Here is a 17533-nt window from a genome sequence, read left to right as displayed (position 1 = left end):
TATGTCGACAACCATCGTCCATCTGGTTCGCCACGGTGAGGTCTACAACCCAGACAAGATCCTCTACGGGCGCATTCCGGGCTACCACCTGTCTTCCCGTGGACACTCCATGGCGGCGCGCACGGCAGAGGCATTCCGCGGCCACGACGTCACCTACCTGGTGGCCTCCCCGCTGCAGCGCACGCAGGAAACCGCCCAGCCGATTTCGAAGGTGACCGGCCTTGACGTGGACGTCGACAAGAGCGTCATTGAGTCCGGCAATCGCTTCGAGGGCCTGCGCACCAAGGGCTGGAACTCCCAGCTGTGGAACCCACAGCGCTGGCCGCTGCTGCGTAACCCGCTGCAGCCTTCTTGGGCCGAGCCCTTCGAAGAGATTGCCGCGCGCATGATGAACGCCGTCGAGCGCGCACGTCAGAAGGCAGAAGGCCACGAGGCCATCATCGTCTCCCACCAGCTGCCCATCGTGATGGTGCAGCGCACCGCACTGGGCAAGCGCCTCGCGCACGCCCCGTGGGATCGCGAATGCGATCTGGCTTCGGTCACCTCCCTGGTGTTCCAGGACGACCAGCTGATCGACATCTTCTATTCTTCACCTGCACAGGCGATTTAAGGCAGAGCTTTGAAAAACACATTCCTCCCCGTGGCGGCAGCTGTACTCGTTGCAGCGACCACTCTTGCGGGCTGCGGTCAAGATGCCGATAACGCGCAGAATGCCGTAGCTACCGGCGGTACTTTCGAGTTCTTTGCCCCAGGCGGTCAGAAGGAAATCACGTACGCGCCGGATCAGCGCAAGCCGCTGAAGTCTTTCACCGGTGAAGATCTCCGCAACGAGGGCAAGACAATTTCCCTGGATGACTTTTCGGATCAGATCGTCGTGCTCAACTCGTGGGGACAGTGGTGCGCGCCGTGCCGCTCCGAGTCCGATGACCTCCAGAACGTCCATGCCGAGCTGACCAAGCGCGGCACTGGAACGGTCTTGGGAATCAACGTGCGCGACTTCAACCCGGAAATCTCGCGTGACTTCCTCGAGGACAACGGCCTTGAGTACCCGTCCATCTATGACCCGCCATTCAAGACCGCGGCGGCTCTCGGTGGTGTGCCCACCTCGGTGGTGCCCACCACCATCGTGCTGGACAAGCAGCATCGCCCAGCCGCAGTTTTCTTGAGGGAAATCACCGATAAGGACGTCCTCGCAGTCGTGGACTCATTGGAGAAGGAATAAATGGAGCACATTCTCGCCGCCGGTGTCGGTGAGGCCTTTGCGGATACCGTCGCAGCCGGCCCGCTTCTGCTGGGAATTCTTGCCGCAGCAGCAGCGGGTTTGGTCAGTTTTGCTAGCCCCTGCGTGGTGCCCTTGGTTCCGGGCTACATCTCTTACCTGGCCAGCGTGGTCGGTGGTGAGGTGAGCTACGACGCGGAGCTGGGGGTGGGCGTCGGAAAGCGCAGGCAATGGGCCGTGGTGGCAGCAGCTTTGCTGTTCATCCTGGGCTTCACGGTGGTCTTTGTGCTCGCTACCGTTTCTGTCTTTGGTGCGATCTCCGCGTTCACGCTGAATTCGGAGATGCTCATGCGCGTCGGTGGCGTGATCACCGTCCTCATGGGCGTGGTGTTCATGGGCGTGGTTCCAGTGCTGCAGAAGGATACCCGCATGGCTCCGCGCCGCTGGACCACGTGGCTCGGCGCACCGCTGCTGGGCGGCGTATTCGCGCTTGGCTGGACCCCGTGCTTGGGCCCTACTCTGGGGGCTATCATCTCCGTTTCCGTCGGCACGCAGGGCATGACCGCGGTGCGCGGCACCCTGCTCATCATTGGTTATTGCTTGGGCCTTGGCTTGCCCTTTCTCCTCGTTGCTTTGGGCTCCGCCCGCGCTATGCGCACCATTTCGTGGATGCGCAAGCACTCTCGTACCATTCAGATCATCGGCGGCATCGCCATGATTCTCGTGGGCCTCGCGCTGGTTACCGGCATGTGGGGTAATTTCATCAACTTCATTCGTCAGTGGACTGTTCAGTGGACTGTCGAGTACGGCGCGACGCTGATCTAGAAGGCATATAAGGCTTAGAAGGCACAGAGAGATATGAAACTTATAGTGAGCTATCTGCGTAAAGCATGGCATTGGCTGACCAGCATGCGAACCGCGCTGGCGCTGTTGTTCCTGTTGGCCCTAGCCGCAATCCCCGGTTCGCTGCTGCCGCAGCGTGACCTTAACGAATCCAACGTCACGGACTTTATCGAGTCCCACGGCAAGGTAGCGGAGATCTACGACAAGCTGCAGCTTTTCGACGTCTTCTCTTCCATCTGGTTCCAGGCCATTTTCATCCTCCTGATGATTTCCCTGGTGGGCTGCATCATCCCGCGTTCCTGGGAGCACTACAAGGCATGGAAGACTCCGCCTACCCGTGCGCCGAAGTACCTGGACAAGATGCCGCTGCATGCAGAAGGCCACTCTGAGCATTCCCCGGAAGAGATCGAAGAGGCCACCCGCAAGCTGCTGAAAAAGTGGCGCGTTTCGGAGACGAGCGCCGAAGATGACCGCGCCGGCCTCAAATCCTTCTCCGCGGAGCGCGGATACGCCCGCGAGCTGTGCAACCTCATCTTCCACGTCGCTCTCGTGGCAATCCTGGTGACCGTGGCCGCGGGCCGCTTGGTCAACTATGAAGGCCAGGTCATTGTGGTGACCGAGTCGGGCTCCCAGGGCAAGGAAGCCAGCCTCGAGCAGTCCACTGAGTTTTGCAATACCTCGACCTCGAACTATGACTCCTTCCGCGCAGGCTCGCTTTTTGACGGCACGGGGCTCCACCCGTTCTGCTTCGTGGCGCATGACTTCACCGCGGATTACCTGGATAACGGCCAAGCCGAGATGTTTACCTCCAACGTGTCCTACGCGGAGGGCGATGACATCTACACGGATCATTCCTCCTGGAAGGACTATGAGCTCAGGGTGAATCACCCGCTGCGCCTTTCCCATAACCGCGTCTACCTGCAGGGCCACGGCTACGCGCCGACCGTGACGGTGGAGTGGCCCAACGGTGAGAAGCGCACCCAGACCATCCAGTTCCGCCCCGATGACATGGTTCGTTTCCTTTCTTCTGGCGTCATGCGTTTCGACCCGCCGGCCGGCATGTACCCGGACTTGTTTGAGCGCCGCCAGAACCAGATCGCCATCCAGGGTCTCTTCGCGCCGACCGCACAGTGGTCCGGTGAGAACGGCCAGTTGCTCACCTCTGCTTACCCGGGCCTGACCGATCCGGCGCTGGCCATTGACATCTACCGCGGCGACGCCGGCCTGGATACCGGTACCGCGCAGTCCATCTTCGATCTGGACTCCTCCCTGGTGCACTCGGGCCAGCTGCAGAAGATTGACCGCGTGAACCTGAGCCAGAACGAGTCCGTGACGTTGGACGACGGCACCAAGGTCACCTTCAACGGTGCCTCCCAGTTTGCGAATTACCAGATTTCTTATGACCCATTCCAGAAGTGGGTCTTGGTCTCGGCCCTTTTGATGCTTGTCTCCTTGGTGGGCTCGCTGGTGATCAAGCGCCGCCGCATCTGGGTGCGCATCAGCCCTGCCGCTGACGGCGGCACCGATATCCAGATGGGTGGATTGGCGCGCACCGACCGTGCTGGTTGGTCCGAGGAGTTCTACGCAGTCCACCGAGCACTGCTGGAGCTGCCGGATCCAGACGAGGTCGAAGAAGACGAGATCTGGGTAGAGGATTAAAGCTATCCGCCAAAAGTTTGAGGTGGATAGCGTACGAGAGTATTGTATGCAGGAACTATTGAGAGCTAAAGCGCAAGGTTTTACATGCTGATTGATCAGAATCTGTCGAATTTCTCCGACATTGCCGTGCAAACGGCCTTCGTCATTTACGCCATCGCGCTATTCATTTCGCTGGTGTACTACGGTCGCATGCAGGGAGTCATCGATGCCCGCCGCGCCGCAGCCGCCAAGAAGGCGGAGTCCAAGCAGGCAGTGCTTGCGGGCGGCAGCGCTTATGCGCCTGAGGACGACGCCGCGCTTGCCGACGCCACCCCTGCCGACACCTCCGATTCCGTTTTCCACGCTGATGAAGCCCGCGTGCGTGAGGAAAAGGCTGACAAGCTCGGCGGCATGACCCAGATGCTCATCTGGCTCGGCATTGTCTTGCACGTAACCGCGATTGTGCTGCGCGGTCTGGCAACGCACCGCTTCCCATTCGGCAACCTCTACGAGTACGTCTTGATGGTCACGGCCGGTGTCCTGATCGTGGCTAACATCGCGATGCAGCGTAAAGAGTGGCGCACACTGTGGCCATGGATGTTGACCCCGATCTTGGCGCTGATGTTCTACGGCTCCACCAAGTTGTATGCGGAGTCGGCACCGGTGGTTCCGGCGCTGCAGTCGCACTGGTTGCCCATCCACGTGACCGTGGTTTCCCTTGGTGCTTCTATCGGCATCATCTCCGGTATCGCTTCGCTGCTGAGCATGCTGCGCGTGTGGCAGCCGAAGGGCAAGGAGCATGGCTTCTTTGGAACGGTGGCAAAGCCACTGCCTTCGGCTAAGAAGCTGGACCAGCTGGCATACCGTCTGGGCATCGTGACGCTGCCGACCTTGGGCCTGGGTATCGTCCTCGGTGCCATCTGGGCTGAGTCCGCTTGGGGCCGCTTCTGGGGTTGGGACCCGAAGGAGACCGTCTCCTTCGCCACCTGGATTCTTTACGCCGCTTACCTGCACGCTCGCGCGACGCCGTCCTGGCGTAAGTTCTCGCCGTGGATCAACATTGCGGCGACGTCGCTCATGATCTTCAACCTGTTCTTCATTAACATGGTTGTCTCCGGCCTGCACTCCTACGCAGGGCTGAACTAATGCCGGATACTCACAAGCCGCGTAATAAACAGGGCAAACCGGCGGGTGATAACCCGCAGCTGCTCGCCATCGGAGCGGAGTTCGCGGCTCGCCGCCGCGAGTTGGGCATCCTGCAGCAGCAACTGGCCGATGCCGCAGGCGTATCTCGCTCCACTCTGCACACCATCGAGCACGGCGGCACCGGCGTGCGCTGGGAGAAGGTCACCGCGGTGGCCGAGGCCCTCGGTTTAGAGATGAGCTTCCAGCCGCGCACTTAGCGGCGTAGCTTTCCATCACTTTCTTCATGGTCCCATTGCTTAGGTCCCTTTGTGGGGCAATGGGACCATGAAGCGCGTTTTCAGGGTTGCCGTTACTCGTAAAGCTACCCGTAGAGAGGGACCTTTAGAGGGAGACCATTCCGCGCCGGCGGAGAATGCACCCTACTTCTCGTCCGTTTCGTCGCGCGGAGGCTCGTCGCGGTGGCTCTCGCGGCGCTGTTGACGGCGGCGCTCCTCGGCTTCCCGCTCGGCCTGCAACTCGCGGGCGCGGCGTTCCTTGAAGCGCTCTTTCTCGAGGTTCCACAGGAACTCTTCATCGTCGTCTGGGCCCTTGATGGCTGGGCGCTGCTCGACCTGTTCCGGCTTCTTCCAGCTGGAAGGGCCAAACGCCTTCCACACCAAGTAGACGGCAAGGACAACCAAGACAAGTAAAATCAAACGACCCATGCGTTATATCCTACGGAATCGAAAGCGTAGACTTTAGCCACATGACTGATACTTCTTCCGCATCCCACCCAGAGCCGCCGACGCCGGACCCTGAGCTGCGCCGTCGCTCCCGCGCCGCGCTTTGGAGGTACGGCTTGGCCCGCGTGGTGCTTTTTATCCTTCTCACGGTGGTCATCGAGCTCATCGCCATCCTGGCAGGTTTCCCCATTCCCGTACTGCTTGCAGCGCTGCTTGCCCTATTCGTGGCGCTGCCGCTGTCGATGCTCGTGTTTAAGAAATGGCGCGTAGAAGCCACCGAGACCTTGGCTGAGTATTCCGCTCAGCGCAAGGCTCATAAGGCCTGGGTCCAAGCGGAGTTGGCAGGCCGCTAGCTTTCACATCGTGGCATTCAATTACTTCGGAGGAACGGCTTTGTGAGCTTGTTCCATAACGAAGGAAGCGCAGTAAACAGTGCTGTGCCGAGGCCGGCGATGATTAATGCAGCGTTCGGTCCAGCGGCAGATACCGTCGGTGCACCCACAATGTATCCAACCAGCATTGCCGAATTGTTAATCGTCCCCATCGTTACTAACGCTTTGGGCTTAATCTTTGGATCGACGGCGCTGACGACCACTATTCTTAGAGCAGACACTTGGAGTCCATTAAACATTCCAGCCAATGCGAAAAGCGGAATACAGAGAAATAACGCGGGCACAAAGCCTGGGATCGAGATGCAGATCCCCATTCCTATTCCACTTTTGATCAAGGTCGCTAGGGCGTTTGCCTTCGTAAGTCTTGCTGAAAATCTTGCGCCTAAAATCCGTCCCACGACAAAACACTGGGCGACTATTGCATATAAAAACCCGCTGGTATTCAGGGACTGAGTGGCGAAGAACACGAGAGCCACGTTAAAAATCGATGTGAAGATAATCGCGGCCCAGATGCTTGTCAGCGCCTGACGCGAACGTGGATTGTTAAGAAGTATTTTTGGAGCTTCAACAATGCTGTGCAGAGGACTTGGGGCCTCGGCCTTGAGAGTGTGGGGGGAAGTTGATGGAACTAGGGGCCAATCTTGTCTTTGCAATCGCTGCACCACAATAATTGAGCTCCCGACGGCTAGGGCCTCCAATGCAAATACTGTGCGTAGTGGGGCGATGTCTAGGAATCCGCCGCCGAGTACAGGGCCTACGAAGCTGCCACATAGCCGAGCCGTGTCCAAGTAGGAAAAAGCCCGCGCTTGGTCCGAGGCATCTAGGCTTGAATCTGCAATTGCGTAATAGGCTGGAATGGTAATCCCACTCAACGTAGCTACTACGATATTTCCTGCGATGAGAGTGAGCGTTGATGGAAAGCCGCACAAGAAAATGAGAGTAAGGCACTCAAATATTGTTCCAAGCTTTGCCACCGTAAAAGGATTTGCTCGATCAAAGAATGGTGTCAAAAGAGGGGACACAAATACCTGAGCGCAGGCCCCTGTTACTAGAACTGTGGCCACAAGTGCTTCACCGTTTGGCCGAGTGGCGAAGTTGAGTGAGATTGCGATTGAAGTCATCGCTCCGCACAGAGACATAAAAAAGTAGGCAATGACGAGACTAAAGACTTTGCCTTTTGACCCATCATTACCTAGTGGAGTTTTCAACACTCTATTTGGTCCTCACCCAGTGGTCTACGGACATTCTCGAAGGATCGATTCCTATATTTTGCAGTATTGAGTTATGCCGGTTGTCGCGGAAACTGTCTTTCTTTTCTAAGAAAAATTCCAAGTCATACCAAACAACGCCAAAGTGAACACATGCGCTGCCGTCGTTGAATGACTCGCTTAAAACGAATTGCCAATCGTAGGGGGCGCCTGGTCTATTCGGGCCCATTTTTGCAAGTCTTTGGTCAGAAATTTCAAGCTGTCGGAGACACTTTTCCAGACTTACGGCATTGGGCAGTTGGATTGTGACCTTACTCTCGGCCACAGCCTCTCGCCCTCTTACTCGTGATGGGGTAGACCCCCAACCGATTCGATTTTTGGAATCTCATCGAAAATAAACAACTTTCGACCTTTCTATGCGGACAGATAAAACGAATTAAGTGAAGTGTATCACCCCAAACGGTGGTTGTGACTTAAATTTCGTATAATTTTGAATCGGCAACTTTTAACTTCGCTTGGAGGTCTTGCCCTTCGACGTACGTTTTCCCTACGGGGAAGGCTGACAGTAAGAATTTTTAGACGAGAAAAAGAGCAATCGCGCTGACCAGCGCCCATACCAGCATTGCGCGGCCAGTGATCCCGAGCACCGGGATGAGCTGGGGGCCGCGGGCGCCGCGGTTGACGGTGTGGACGGCTTGGAGTGCGAACGGGAAGTACGCCAAGGCAGCCAATGCCAGCCAGGAGTCGAAGGCGATGACGATGGTTAGCAGGACCGGAAGAAGTAGCAGCCACATGAATAGGTTGCGCGACTTTTTATCGCCCAAGCGCACGGCCAAGGTGATCTTGCCGGCCTCAGTGTCGGAGGGGATGTCGCGAATGTTGTTGGCCAAGTTGACTGCGGAGCTCATGCCACCAATGCCTATCGCCAGCGCAAGACCCGTCAGGCTGATGCGGCCAGCCTGCGTGAACTGCGTGCCCAGTACGGCCACCAAACCGAAGAAGATGAAGATGGCGACCTCGCCGAGGCCACGGTAGCCGTAGGGATTCTTGCCTCCGGTATAAAACCATGCGCCGGCAATACAAAGCGCGCCTACCAAGATGAACCACGCGGCGTTCGCTACCAAAGACAACGCAATGCCAGCCACGGCGGCAACTGCGAACGAAGCAAAGGCCGCCCACTTCACGTGCTGCGGCTTCGCCAGCCCACCGCCGGTCAGGCGCTGCGGGCCAGTACGGTCGTCGTCGGTGCCGCGGATGCCATCGGAGTAGTCATTGGCGTAGTTGACACCGATGATGAGCGCCCACGCCACAATGAGTGCGAGAAAAGCACGGCCCCAGTGCGCGCCATTGAGCGCGGCTGCGGCGCCAGTACCAGCGATAACCGGGGCGAAAGCATTTGCCCATGTGTGCGGGCGAGCGCCTTGGAACCAGTCTTGGGCAGTTGCGGGATAGGCAGAAAGTGGCATGTCAGTTATTGTGCCACGCCACCGCGGGCATGTTGTGCACAAGGGACGCACACGGCGGGCATATAAAAGCCACGGGTATGCCAAAAGCGCGTCGTACGTACCCAAGAAAGGACGGCTGTGGGCCACACCCGTGGCAAAAGTTCAATGCGTTGAACTTTCTTAAAAGTTATCATGTGAATCGCTCGCAGGGCAAGGCCTTTACTACGATGAATGTCATGCACTTAAGCGATCTCCCTGAACGCACCCAGGACTACCTCAAAGCCCTGTGGGACCTCTCCGAGCACTCCGGCGGCGCACCCATCGCGCTCAAGGAGCTGGCGGGGCGATTGAACCAAAAGGTGCCCACGGCGTCGGAAGCCGTAAAGCGTCTCGTTGCCCAAGGGCTGGTGGAACACGAGCGCTACGCTGGAGTTTCACTGACCCCCGAGGGCCAGGCACTGTCCATGGGCATGGTCCGCCGCCATCGTCTCCTCGAGACCTTCCTGGTCAAAGAGCTGGGCTACACGTGGGACGAGGTTCACGAGGACGCCGATCTCCTCGAGCATGCATGCTCCGATCGCTTCATCGATCGCCTCGATCAGCACCTGGGCCATCCTCAGCGCGATCCCCACGGCGATCCCATCCCCGACGCGCAGGGCAGCATCGAGGACCTTGGCACGCTCACGCTTGACGACGTCCCCCTTCACACCCCTGTCACCATCGAGCGGGTATGTGACGGGGACACCGAGCTGTTGCGCTACCTCGACAGCCACGGCGTCGGCCTAGGCGTCGAGGTCGTAGTCGATTCCCGCGTTGCGGGCCTGCTTAACCTGCACGCAGGGGACAAGGAGTTCTCCCTTGCGGAAGTCGCGGCCGCCGACGTGACGGTGCGCGCTAACGAAGCCTAATTAGTACTTAAAGAGCCCTGCGACACCACGCCGGTCCACCTTGCCGGGACCGGTCAGCGGCATCTCAGCAATGCGGATAATCTCGCGCGGAATCTGCCACCGAGGCAGGTCATCGAACGCTTCGAGGATGTCGGTACGCGAGGCCCAGCCGGTGTAAGCTGCGGCGATCATCTGGCCAAGGCGTGGATCGGGGATGCCCACCACGCATGCACTGTCGACGCCCGGTACCTGCAACAAGAGCTGTTCCAGCTGTTCTGGGTGCAACTTCAGGCCCCCCGAGTTGATGATGTTGTCCAGACGCCCAGTGACGGTGAGTTGATCGTGGGCGTCGAGCTCCCCGGCGTCGGAAGTGGCGAACCAGCCATCGACGAAGTCGCGCGATTCCACATTGCGGTAGCCCTGCGCAATGGTCGGCCCGCCCAAGAAAATGCGGTTATCCTCCCCGATGCGCACCTCAGTGCCGGGCAGGGGAGTGCCGTTGTAGACGCATCCGCCCGCAGTCTCCGAGGAGCCATAGGTGGTTACCACGGTGATGTCGAGCTTGCGCGCAGATTCTAATAGCTGGGGATGCGGCGCTGCTCCACCCACCAGGATGGAGTTGAAATGGCGTAGCGCTTGGATGCCGTCCAGCGAATCGAGTGCCTTGTGCAGCTGCATCGGCGTGAGCGCGGTGTACATGCGGTCCTCGGTGTGGGCGAGTTCTTCTGCTGCGCGGGCGAACTCGGCGATGTTAAAGCCTTGGGACAGGTCGAGGCACAGTGGCTCCACACCCGCCACCAACGAACGCACGAGCACTTGGATGCCCGCTATGTGGTGGGCGGGCATGGCCAGTAGCCATTGGCCGGGCCCACCCAGGAAAGAATGGGTGGCATCCGCACTCGCCACCAGGTTAAGCGGGCTTAGCTGCGCACCTTTCGGTGTGCCCGTGGAACCCGAGGTGGCCACCACCAAAACAATGTCCTCAGCAATCGATTCGCCCGCGCGCATGTGGTTGCGCAGCAATTCCGCCCGCGTGCGGTCCGCTGCGGGAAGGGGCAAGAGCGTGGTCTGCCCAGCGATGGCCCTCTCGAGCTCATCCAAAATAGCTGCGGGATTGCGGGGATCGACTGGGAGTGGGGCGAGGATATGAGTCACGAATAATCAGGTTACCCGGGCATATCGCTCGTCCCGGGAGGCGGCGCGCCGGGCGTTTAGAGCAAGGCGCGTAGCCCCATGCTGAGCAAATAGAACACACCCGCCAGCACCGCGATGCAGCCGCCCGCCGACAAACTGAGTGCGGCCGCCAGCCAGAGCCCGCCGCATGCCAGCGCAATGCCCGCGATACCGGCACCGAGCATGAGCTGGGTGGGGCGCTTGATCCACGGCTGCAACGCCGCCGCCGGGGCTACCAGCAGCGCCAGGGACAAGATAGTTCCCACCGCGGGAATCACAACCACCATGGTCACGCTGATAAGCGTGAGGGTAAGCAAGTCGTAGCGGCCGGGCTTTCCGCCTTGTGCGCGGAAGAACGTTTGGTCGAAGTAGAAGGAGACCAACGTCCGGCGAAATGCCACCAGCACGCCAAGGCTGACCACCACCAGGGCGCCGACAAACCAGACATCCTGCGCATTGACAGTGGTCAGCGAGCCCACGAGAAAGCTATCCACGTGGATAGGTAGCGGTTGGAACCAGCGCAGCAACAAGATGCCCAGGGAAAACCCCAGGGTGAGCGTCACGCCGGCGGCAGCAGTCGAAGAAATGCCCTCGACGGTACTCAGCCACCGCATAAGCCAGGCCAAAGGCAGGCAGAACAGTGCCGCGCCCACCATCAAACCCGTGGAGAGATCCAAGCTCAGAAGGTTGGCCACCACTACACCGAGCACCGCGCCGGGGAAGATTCCGTGTGACAGGCTCTCAGCGAAAAAGACGCGCTTGCCCATGACCATCAAGGTTCCAACCAAGCCAGATAAACATCCCACAGCGATGGCCTCAAGGAGGGGCAACCGCAGGATCTCTGGATCAAGATGAGATAGTCCCATCAGCTAAATACCCCCTTCAAGCCCGCTAGCGGCACGGTGGCAACCAGCATCAAGCTGACGATTGCCTGCGGCGAAATCTGATGCGTGGTTTGGGACAACATGATGGCAAATCCCACCACCACTGCCAGTGTGGACAAACCCGCAGCCCAGAAGCACATGCTGCGCGGGGATCTAGCGATCAAGCGCGCCGAGAGGCCTGGAATGACAATAAAACCGATAACCAGTAACACACCCACTGCCGAGCTAGCCGCCACCACGATTAGGCCAACCGCGATATTCGCAATGAGCTCATAAGCCGCCACGTTGATGCCCATGGCGCGGGCCGCTGTGGTATCGAAAGCGACGAGAATCTGCATGCGCCAGGTTGTCAGGATGAGCAGTGCCGCAATCACGCAGAGCGTGACGGAGGTTGCCAGCCTGGACTGCGTGACGTCGAGAAGCCGGCCAAACATGAGGGCCTCCAGCTGCCCGGACTTGTCGCCATAGGCCAAACTGATGACCACGCCGATGCCGTACATGAAGGTCAGCACCACGGCCGTTCCGGCTTCCATATCCAGCTTCCGCGCTGACTGGCCCCGCCCAGAACCCAGAGAAGCCAGCACCAGCACCGTCACCGTGGCCACCGCGGCCGCACCCGGCACGATGCCCGGGATGCCGCCCACGATGAGCCCTACCACGATGCCCGGAAAAACCGAGTGCACGAGGGCTTCCACCGTAAATTCCATGCGGCGAAGATTAACGAGGACGCTAATGGCAGCTCCCGCAATCGATAGACACAGCAGGAAGAGAAAGGCATTGCGCAGGTACGGGGCGAAGAGAATCTGCTCTATCACAGTCGCGCGCCTTGCTCCATATAGGTTTCCACTGCTTCCTCGGTTCCCATGGTCTGGACCTTGCCGTCGAGCACAAACGCCGCCCAGTCGCAGGTGTGCTGCGCCAAGATGGGATCGTGAGTGGAGACGAGCAGGGCGATTCCTGCTTCCTTGAGATCCGCAATGATCTGAATCAGGATTCGGCGACTTTCTTGATCAAGCCCGTTGAAGGGTTCGTCGAGAAGCACCAGCTCCGGGGCCGAAACCAACGCGCGCGCGATGAGTACGCGCTGGCGCTGCCCACCCGAGAGCTGGCCAAACCGCGTCTCGGCGAGGTGCTCCATCCCCACTTGTCGCAGGGCATTGAGTACGCGGTCGCGGTAGCTACGCATGCTCGTGCACCTGTGCCACCAGCTCACTGAGGGCAAAAGCCCCATTTCCACGACCTTGTAAGCCGTGACGGGAAAGCTCAGGTCGGAGTCTTGGTACTGCGGGACGTATCCGAGCGAGGCGTCGATGGTGGCCATGCCGCGCAAGGCAGCCAGGCCAGTGATTGCCTTGAGCAGAGTAGACTTGCCCGCACCGTTGGCACCCAGGAGCGCCACGGCCTCGCCCGCGCGGATCTCAAGATCAACGTCGGTGAGGATATCCCGGGCACCATAGCCGCAGGTGGCATTACGCAGAGTGACTAATGGGGAAGACATATAGAGCTACTTGCGCTTGGCAAAGTCGAATGCCTGCAGCGATTCCGGCAACGGTTGCTGCTCGGAGCCCCAGGCGCTGACCAAGGTGTTGATGTTGTGGACGATGGATCCGATGTAGGTCTCGCCCTCACTGCCTGGCACACCTAGCGAGTCGCCGTACAAAGCGTCGTCGGATGTAACCGCCTTGACGCCTGCGGCGCGGGCGATGGCCTCGATGGACTTCGAGTTGTTGGAATTCTCCGCAAAGATGGCCTTGGCGCCGGACTCGCGGACCTTCTTTACCTGCTCATCGATGTGGCTCGAGGTGGCGTCCTGCTGGTGGTTGAAGTCAGACAGTGCGGAGCCGATGAACTTCACGCCGTACTCGTTAGAGAAGTAGCCGAAGGCGTCGTGGGAAGAGAAGAGCACGCGGTCTTGCTCAGGAACTGCGGACATGGAATCGCTGGCCCACTTGTCGAGGTCCTCCAGCTGGTCGGTGTACTTCTTGCCGGCGGCGGTGAAGGCGTCCTTGGCCTGCGGGGAGGCCTGGGACAACGTGTTGACGATGTTGTCGACCTGAATCTTGGCCTGCTTCGGGGAGGTCCACACGTGCGGGTCGTACTTGAATTCTGGGGCCTCGCCGTCCTCCCCCGGGAAAGGCCACGGGCGCGGGTTCACGTGCTCGATGCCCTCGTCGATGGTGTACTTGCCGTTGCCATCGCCCATGCCTTCGCTCTTGACGCCCGAGGTTACGGCCATGACGCCGTGGAAGCCGGAGGAGTCCACGGCTTGGTCGAGGAAGTGCTCGAGGTCGACTCCGTTGACGAACATGTAGTCGGCCTGGGAGAGCGCCTGCATCTGCTGTGGGGTCATCTCGTGCTCGTGGGCGCTGGCGTTAGGGGCGAGCAAACAGGTGAGGTCGAGGGTCACTGGGCCCTCGCCGGAGGTGGTCTCCGCACCCTGGGAGTCGACCTTGTGGAGCTTGACGCCGCCGGCGGCTATCTGGGTGAGGTAGTCGCAGATCTGGGTAGTCGTGGCCACGGCCTTGACGGTGTTGCCGTCCTTCGGCTTTGCAGCGTCGGTGGATTCATTCGAGGCGCTGCAAGCGGCGAGGCTGGCGCCGAGCGCGAGGGCGCAGGTGCCTGCGAGAATGCGCTGTAGGGGGCGGCGTGGGGTGCTGAGATTTGAGCTCATCATGAACTTCCTTTGCATTAGGAGAAGTGAACTCAACAAACACTAGCACCCCCGAACTAGATTGTTCAATACTATGAACTTAGGTAGTCCTATCTCCTCTTTAAGTCGCTGAAATTTAAAAATGCCTCTCACTCCAATGGGTGAAGTGAGAGGCAGGGAGGTGGTGGTCTTACTTAGCTACTTTTGCCTTCTTGCTGAAGAAGAGTTGGTCGAGGGAGTGTATTCCGGGGCCAGCTGCGACGAGCATGAGGCCCGCTGCGGCGATGACGCCGACGAGCTCAATGATGGCTGCAGCTGGCGCTGCGATGGAAGCGGCTGGGACGCCCATGCTCTCGAAGGACTGAGTGGTGCCGTCGATGGTCCATTCGGAGAACTTCTGTCAACCGTGGGCGATGAGGATTACGCCCAGGACGACGCGGGCTGCGAGTATGGCGAATGAGTTGGCAGGTTTCATGCTGGACGCTTTACACATGAAGTGTTTATGTGTCCGCGATTGCCGGTGATGCCTCACTTAAAAGTTTAAGTGTTTTGTGTCATGTTTGCCCTAGATGTACGGGTTTCGCAGCTCATCTTCTTGGTCGAAAGGCCGCTCCCCGCGGTCCTGCGCATTCTTGATGTGCTTGAGCATCCACACTCGCGAGCCGATGACGCCCGCCAGTGCAAGTGTGGCCAAGCCGATGGCGAAAACCCACATCGTGCTAACTCCTGACTAGTAGTAATACGGGAACTGCTCCCAGTTTGGGTCGCGCTTTTCCAGGAACGCCTCCTTGCCCTCGACGGCCTCGTCGGTCATGTAAGCCAAGCGCGTTGCCTCGCCGGCGAAGACCTGCTGGCCCATGAGTCCGTCGTCGGTGAGGTTGAACGCGAACTTCAGCATGCGCTGCGCGGTCGGGGACTTGCCGTTGATTTCGTGACCCATCTGGATGGCGGCGTCCTCAAGATCGGCGTGATCCACAACCTCGTTGACGGCGCCCATCTCGTACATGCGCTGGGCGTCGTAAGTGCGGCCCAGGAAGAAGATTTCGCGGGCGTACTTCTGGCCCACCATCTTGGCCAGGTAGGCCGAGCCATAGCCGGCGTCGAAGGATCCGACGTCGGCGTCGGTCTGCTTGAAACGGGCCTCCTGGCGGGACGCAATGGTCATGTCGCAGACCACGTGCAACGAATGCCCACCGCCAGCCGCCCAGCCGTTGACCACGGCTATGACCACCTTGGGCATGGTGCGGATGAGGCGTTGGACCTCGAGGATGTGTAGGCGTCCACCCTCGACCTTCTCGCGTGCCTCGTCCACGGTGGAGGCATCTGCCTCGGCGTCGTTGTGCTCGTGCGAGGTGGCGTAGCGGTAACCGGAGTGGCCGCGAATTCGCTGGTCGCCGCCAGAGCAAAATGCCCAGCCTCCGTCCTTCTCACTGGGGCCGTTGCCGGTGAGCAACACCGTGCCGACATCAGGAGTGCGACGTGTATGGTCGAGCGCGCGGTAGAGCTCATCCACCGTGTGCGGGCGGAACGCGTTGCGCACCTCCGGGCGGTCAAACGCGATGCGGACGATGCCATCTTCGCGCTTGTCTCCGATTAGCCTGTGGTAGGTGATGTCGGTGAGATCCGAGAAGCCTTCCACTGGGGCCCACAGTTCGGCCTTGAAAGGGTTGTCGGTGCTGTATTTAGAAGTTGCCTTTGCCTGGGAAGTCATAGGTACACAATAACTGCCGCAGCGATTAGCCACGGCGGTTGGTAGAGAGCGGGTTAGCTTTTAGCCGATGAACAAGAAGGAAAAAACCACGTTGAGCACAGCTGCGGCGATCATCGGAACGCAGGTGCGTTTGACCAGGCGGATGGGGTTGACGTTGATTGCACCCGAAACGATCAGAACTGCGGCGTTGACCGGCGAGACCTGACGTATGAGGTTCGAGGTGCCCCAAATGGCAGTAAGCATTTGTGGTGCATTAATCGAGGTCTGGGCGGCCAGGCCAGGAACAACCTCAGAGAAGGCAAAGTAAGGGGCTGTGCCGGAACCTGTCAACGCTGCCATCAGTGCCGTAGCGCCGACGAAGATGAGAACAATAATTACGGCGGCGCCAGTAGAGCCCTCGGCAGCATTGACGAGCATGTCGATGACGCCCATCTGGGTGATGCCTTCGACCAAGACCGCTGCCGCAACCAGCAGGGCAACCACGCCAGCGGCGCCTTCGCCCATGCCCTTGAAAAAGTGCGCGGTGGAATCCATCGACTCTGTGATGGAGCGGATGCGGATTGCCTCAATCAACATGGCGATAAACAGCGAGACCACGGTCACCGGCAGGATATCTGCTTCAAATGGGATGACGCCGGTGCGGTTCAAGATTGCCGAAACAATAATCAGCAACAGTGGCATAAGAGGAAGGACGGCGTAGAAACCGGGCAGTCCCTTTGCTCGCTCAAGTGCTTCACGGGTGGCGCGGTCGGATTCGGACAGAGTATCGGAGCCTGCGGTGGCGTCGTCAGCGTGGGCTTTGCGTGCATCTACTTTGTCGCAATGCTTCTGCCACCACATATGGACAAATGCGGTAATGAGAAGCGCCGGGACGGTAGCGCGGGCAACCGAGCCGTACACAAACTCGGTCACGCTCATGTTTGTCAGATCCGCGCCTTGAATCAGACCTGCCTCAAGGGGCGTCGGGATGATGGTAGACGAGGTCACTACCAGCGCGGCCACCGTCAAAGGCGTGAGACCAGCGGCGATAAGGGCGGGTAGGAGAGTGGCGACGAGCAGCAACGACAACGCAGCGGCGGAGGGAATCACCAGTGAGAGTAGCGAACCGATAAGCAAACCTACCGGGACGAGCCAGTAGCTACCGCGGAAGCGTTTCAAGGGCGAAGACAATACGACAACGGTCTTGGCATCGGCGCCGATGTGCCGCATATAAGACACGAAGCCGAACAAAACCATGATGGCCATGCCGATACCGCTAAAGCGGGATTTGAACAGGGCATCTACGACCAAAAGTTGGTCATAAAAAGCATTGCCTGTGGCTTCGATTTCTACGGTGCGCATATCCGCGCGGTTAGTGAGAGCGGCAATCATGAGGAGGAGGACGCCGACACCGAAGATGGCTGCGGCGGCATGAACCTTTTTGTAAATCAGCCACATCACTGCGGCGATGGCCGCCAAGGCAATAATGAGGTAAAGCATGCGGGTTTGACCTGCCTTTTGCTGGATAAAAGATATGCAGAAATATGCCCTTTACGCAGGGCTTAAAGGCTAACCGCGGTTGTTATAACCTCTGTTCTTACTCTAACAGCTGTTGTGACAGGCAGCGAACTAAGCA

General features: G+C 59.2%; 20 protein-coding genes. 8 read left to right on the top strand and 12 right to left on the bottom strand.

Annotated elements, in window-relative coordinates; genetic code table 11:
* The first annotated feature begins 1 nt into the window (after window position 1).
* The 6 genes from I6I72_RS05220 (at window position 2) to I6I72_RS05195 (ending at window position 5103) form a co-directional block, all read left to right on the top strand.
* The gene (locus tag I6I72_RS05220) at window positions 2–610 is read left to right on the top strand and encodes a histidine phosphatase family protein (protein WP_166683373.1); all 609 of its coding nucleotides are present in this window, start codon (window positions 2–4) and stop codon (window positions 608–610) included.
* 9 nt (window positions 611–619) lie between these two features.
* Window positions 620–1222, top strand: coding sequence for a TlpA disulfide reductase family protein (locus I6I72_RS05215; RefSeq protein WP_046646490.1), 603 nt, complete (start codon window positions 620–622; stop codon window positions 1220–1222).
* Window positions 1223–2044 (top strand): cytochrome c biogenesis CcdA family protein, encoded by an 822-nt coding sequence (locus I6I72_RS05210; RefSeq protein ID WP_201807628.1) that lies wholly within the window; start codon window positions 1223–1225, stop codon window positions 2042–2044. It abuts the gene before it with no gap.
* Between the two features lie 33 nt (window positions 2045–2077).
* Window positions 2078–3721 carry a cytochrome c biogenesis protein ResB gene (locus I6I72_RS05205; protein WP_201807626.1) on the top strand — a complete coding sequence of 548 codons (1644 nt, stop codon included), beginning with the start codon at window positions 2078–2080 and terminating at the stop codon, window positions 3719–3721.
* A gap of 84 nt (window positions 3722–3805) precedes the next feature.
* Entirely contained in the window at window positions 3806–4846 is a 1041-nt protein-coding gene (gene ccsB / locus I6I72_RS05200) for a c-type cytochrome biogenesis protein CcsB (RefSeq protein WP_005527638.1), read from the top strand.
* Window positions 4846–5103, top strand: coding sequence for a helix-turn-helix domain-containing protein (locus I6I72_RS05195; RefSeq protein WP_005527639.1), 258 nt, complete (start codon window positions 4846–4848; stop codon window positions 5101–5103). The genes ccsB and I6I72_RS05195 overlap by 1 nt, the downstream gene beginning before the upstream one ends.
* A gap of 162 nt (window positions 5104–5265) precedes the next feature.
* On the opposite strand, the gene I6I72_RS05190 is transcribed toward I6I72_RS05195, so the two are convergent.
* A complete protein-coding gene (locus I6I72_RS05190) occupies window positions 5266–5550 on the bottom strand; it encodes a hypothetical protein (protein WP_005527640.1) in 285 nt (94 codons plus the stop codon).
* A gap of 41 nt (window positions 5551–5591) precedes the next feature.
* On the opposite strand from I6I72_RS05190, the gene I6I72_RS05185 reads away from it, so the two are divergent.
* Window positions 5592–5921, top strand: a complete 330-nt coding sequence (locus I6I72_RS05185) for a DUF4229 domain-containing protein (protein WP_005527641.1) — start codon at window positions 5592–5594, stop codon at window positions 5919–5921.
* A gap of 17 nt (window positions 5922–5938) precedes the next feature.
* Here I6I72_RS05185 and I6I72_RS05180 read toward each other — a convergent pair whose 3' ends face one another.
* A complete protein-coding gene (locus I6I72_RS05180) occupies window positions 5939–7171 on the bottom strand; it encodes an MFS transporter (protein ID WP_236592673.1) in 1233 nt (410 codons plus the stop codon).
* Between the two features lie 572 nt (window positions 7172–7743).
* A complete protein-coding gene (locus I6I72_RS05175) occupies window positions 7744–8634 on the bottom strand; it encodes a 1,4-dihydroxy-2-naphthoate polyprenyltransferase (RefSeq protein ID WP_201807623.1) in 891 nt (296 codons plus the stop codon).
* Between the two features lie 215 nt (window positions 8635–8849).
* Here I6I72_RS05175 and I6I72_RS05170 point away from each other — a divergent pair, with 215 nt between their 5' ends.
* Window positions 8850–9521 (top strand): metal-dependent transcriptional regulator, encoded by a 672-nt coding sequence (locus I6I72_RS05170; protein ID WP_034656592.1) that lies wholly within the window; start codon window positions 8850–8852, stop codon window positions 9519–9521.
* On the opposite strand, the gene menE is transcribed toward I6I72_RS05170, so the two are convergent.
* The 9 genes from menE to dcuC form a co-directional block, all read right to left on the bottom strand.
* Window positions 9522–10655, bottom strand: a complete 1134-nt coding sequence (menE, locus tag I6I72_RS05165; protein WP_201807621.1) for an o-succinylbenzoate--CoA ligase — start codon at window positions 10653–10655, stop codon at window positions 9522–9524.
* Between the two features lie 56 nt (window positions 10656–10711).
* Window positions 10712–11539, bottom strand: coding sequence for a metal ABC transporter permease (locus tag I6I72_RS05160; RefSeq protein WP_049062513.1), 828 nt, complete (start codon window positions 11537–11539; stop codon window positions 10712–10714).
* Window positions 11539–12372 carry a metal ABC transporter permease gene (locus tag I6I72_RS05155; protein ID WP_235429996.1) on the bottom strand — a complete coding sequence of 278 codons (834 nt, stop codon included), beginning with the start codon at window positions 12370–12372 and terminating at the stop codon, window positions 11539–11541. The genes I6I72_RS05160 and I6I72_RS05155 overlap by 1 nt, the downstream gene beginning before the upstream one ends.
* On the bottom strand, window positions 12369–13055 hold the full coding sequence (locus I6I72_RS05150) for a metal ABC transporter ATP-binding protein (protein ID WP_049062512.1): 687 nt from the start codon (window positions 13053–13055) through the stop codon (window positions 12369–12371). The genes I6I72_RS05155 and I6I72_RS05150 overlap by 4 nt, the downstream gene beginning before the upstream one ends.
* Window positions 13056–13061: 6 nt before the next feature.
* Window positions 13062–14228: a metal ABC transporter substrate-binding protein gene (locus I6I72_RS05145; protein ID WP_049062511.1), complete on the bottom strand. Its 1167-nt coding sequence runs from the start codon at window positions 14226–14228 to the stop codon at window positions 13062–13064.
* A gap of 169 nt (window positions 14229–14397) precedes the next feature.
* Entirely contained in the window at window positions 14398–14556 is a 159-nt protein-coding gene (locus I6I72_RS13900; protein ID WP_301337141.1) for a hypothetical protein, read from the bottom strand.
* A 216-nt stretch (window positions 14557–14772) separates the two neighbouring features.
* Window positions 14773–14922: a hypothetical protein gene (locus I6I72_RS05135; protein ID WP_005527653.1), complete on the bottom strand. Its 150-nt coding sequence runs from the start codon at window positions 14920–14922 to the stop codon at window positions 14773–14775.
* A 15-nt stretch (window positions 14923–14937) separates the two neighbouring features.
* Window positions 14938–15918 carry a 1,4-dihydroxy-2-naphthoyl-CoA synthase gene (locus I6I72_RS05130; RefSeq protein ID WP_049062510.1) on the bottom strand — a complete coding sequence of 327 codons (981 nt, stop codon included), beginning with the start codon at window positions 15916–15918 and terminating at the stop codon, window positions 14938–14940.
* Between the two features lie 60 nt (window positions 15919–15978).
* Window positions 15979–17397, bottom strand: a complete 1419-nt coding sequence (dcuC, locus tag I6I72_RS05125; protein ID WP_049062509.1) for a C4-dicarboxylate transporter DcuC — start codon at window positions 17395–17397, stop codon at window positions 15979–15981.
* Window positions 17398–17533 lie beyond the last annotated feature (136 nt).

Source organism: Corynebacterium striatum, from assembly GCF_016728105.1.
GTDB classification, from domain to species: domain Bacteria; phylum Actinomycetota; class Actinomycetes; order Mycobacteriales; family Mycobacteriaceae; genus Corynebacterium; species Corynebacterium striatum.
Note: the sequence above shows the minus strand (reverse complement) of the source record. Positions and strands in the feature narration are given on the sequence as shown.

What these genes read in the sequence shown, in the direction of transcription:
- I6I72_RS05220 (WP_166683373.1), top strand. Translation starts at nt 2, where the DNA reads ATGTCGACAACCATCGTCCATCTGGTTCGCCACGGTGAGGTCTACAAC.
- I6I72_RS05210 (WP_201807628.1), top strand. Translation starts at nt 1,223, where the DNA reads ATGGAGCACATTCTCGCCGCCGGTGTCGGTGAGGCCTTTGCGGATACC.
- I6I72_RS05205 (WP_201807626.1), top strand. Translation starts at nt 2,078, where the DNA reads ATGAAACTTATAGTGAGCTATCTGCGTAAAGCATGGCATTGGCTGACC.
- ccsB (WP_005527638.1), top strand. Translation starts at nt 3,806, where the DNA reads ATGCTGATTGATCAGAATCTGTCGAATTTCTCCGACATTGCCGTGCAA.
- I6I72_RS05195 (WP_005527639.1), top strand. Translation starts at nt 4,846, where the DNA reads ATGCCGGATACTCACAAGCCGCGTAATAAACAGGGCAAACCGGCGGGT.
- I6I72_RS05190 (WP_005527640.1), bottom strand. Translation starts at nt 5,550, where the DNA reads ATGGGTCGTTTGATTTTACTTGTCTTGGTTGTCCTTGCCGTCTACTTG.
- I6I72_RS05185 (WP_005527641.1), top strand. Translation starts at nt 5,592, where the DNA reads ATGACTGATACTTCTTCCGCATCCCACCCAGAGCCGCCGACGCCGGAC.
- I6I72_RS05175 (WP_201807623.1), bottom strand. Translation starts at nt 8,634, where the DNA reads ATGCCACTTTCTGCCTATCCCGCAACTGCCCAAGACTGGTTCCAAGGC.
- I6I72_RS05170 (WP_034656592.1), top strand. Translation starts at nt 8,850, where the DNA reads ATGCACTTAAGCGATCTCCCTGAACGCACCCAGGACTACCTCAAAGCC.
- I6I72_RS05160 (WP_049062513.1), bottom strand. Translation starts at nt 11,539, where the DNA reads ATGGGACTATCTCATCTTGATCCAGAGATCCTGCGGTTGCCCCTCCTT.
- I6I72_RS05150 (WP_049062512.1), bottom strand. Translation starts at nt 13,055, where the DNA reads ATGTCTTCCCCATTAGTCACTCTGCGTAATGCCACCTGCGGCTATGGT.
- I6I72_RS05145 (WP_049062511.1), bottom strand. Translation starts at nt 14,228, where the DNA reads ATGAGCTCAAATCTCAGCACCCCACGCCGCCCCCTACAGCGCATTCTC.
- I6I72_RS13900 (WP_301337141.1), bottom strand. Translation starts at nt 14,556, where the DNA reads ATGGGCGTCCCAGCCGCTTCCATCGCAGCGCCAGCTGCAGCCATCATT.
- I6I72_RS05135 (WP_005527653.1), bottom strand. Translation starts at nt 14,922, where the DNA reads ATGTGGGTTTTCGCCATCGGCTTGGCCACACTTGCACTGGCGGGCGTC.
- I6I72_RS05130 (WP_049062510.1), bottom strand. Translation starts at nt 15,918, where the DNA reads ATGACTTCCCAGGCAAAGGCAACTTCTAAATACAGCACCGACAACCCT.
- dcuC (WP_049062509.1), bottom strand. Translation starts at nt 17,397, where the DNA reads ATGCTTTACCTCATTATTGCCTTGGCGGCCATCGCCGCAGTGATGTGG.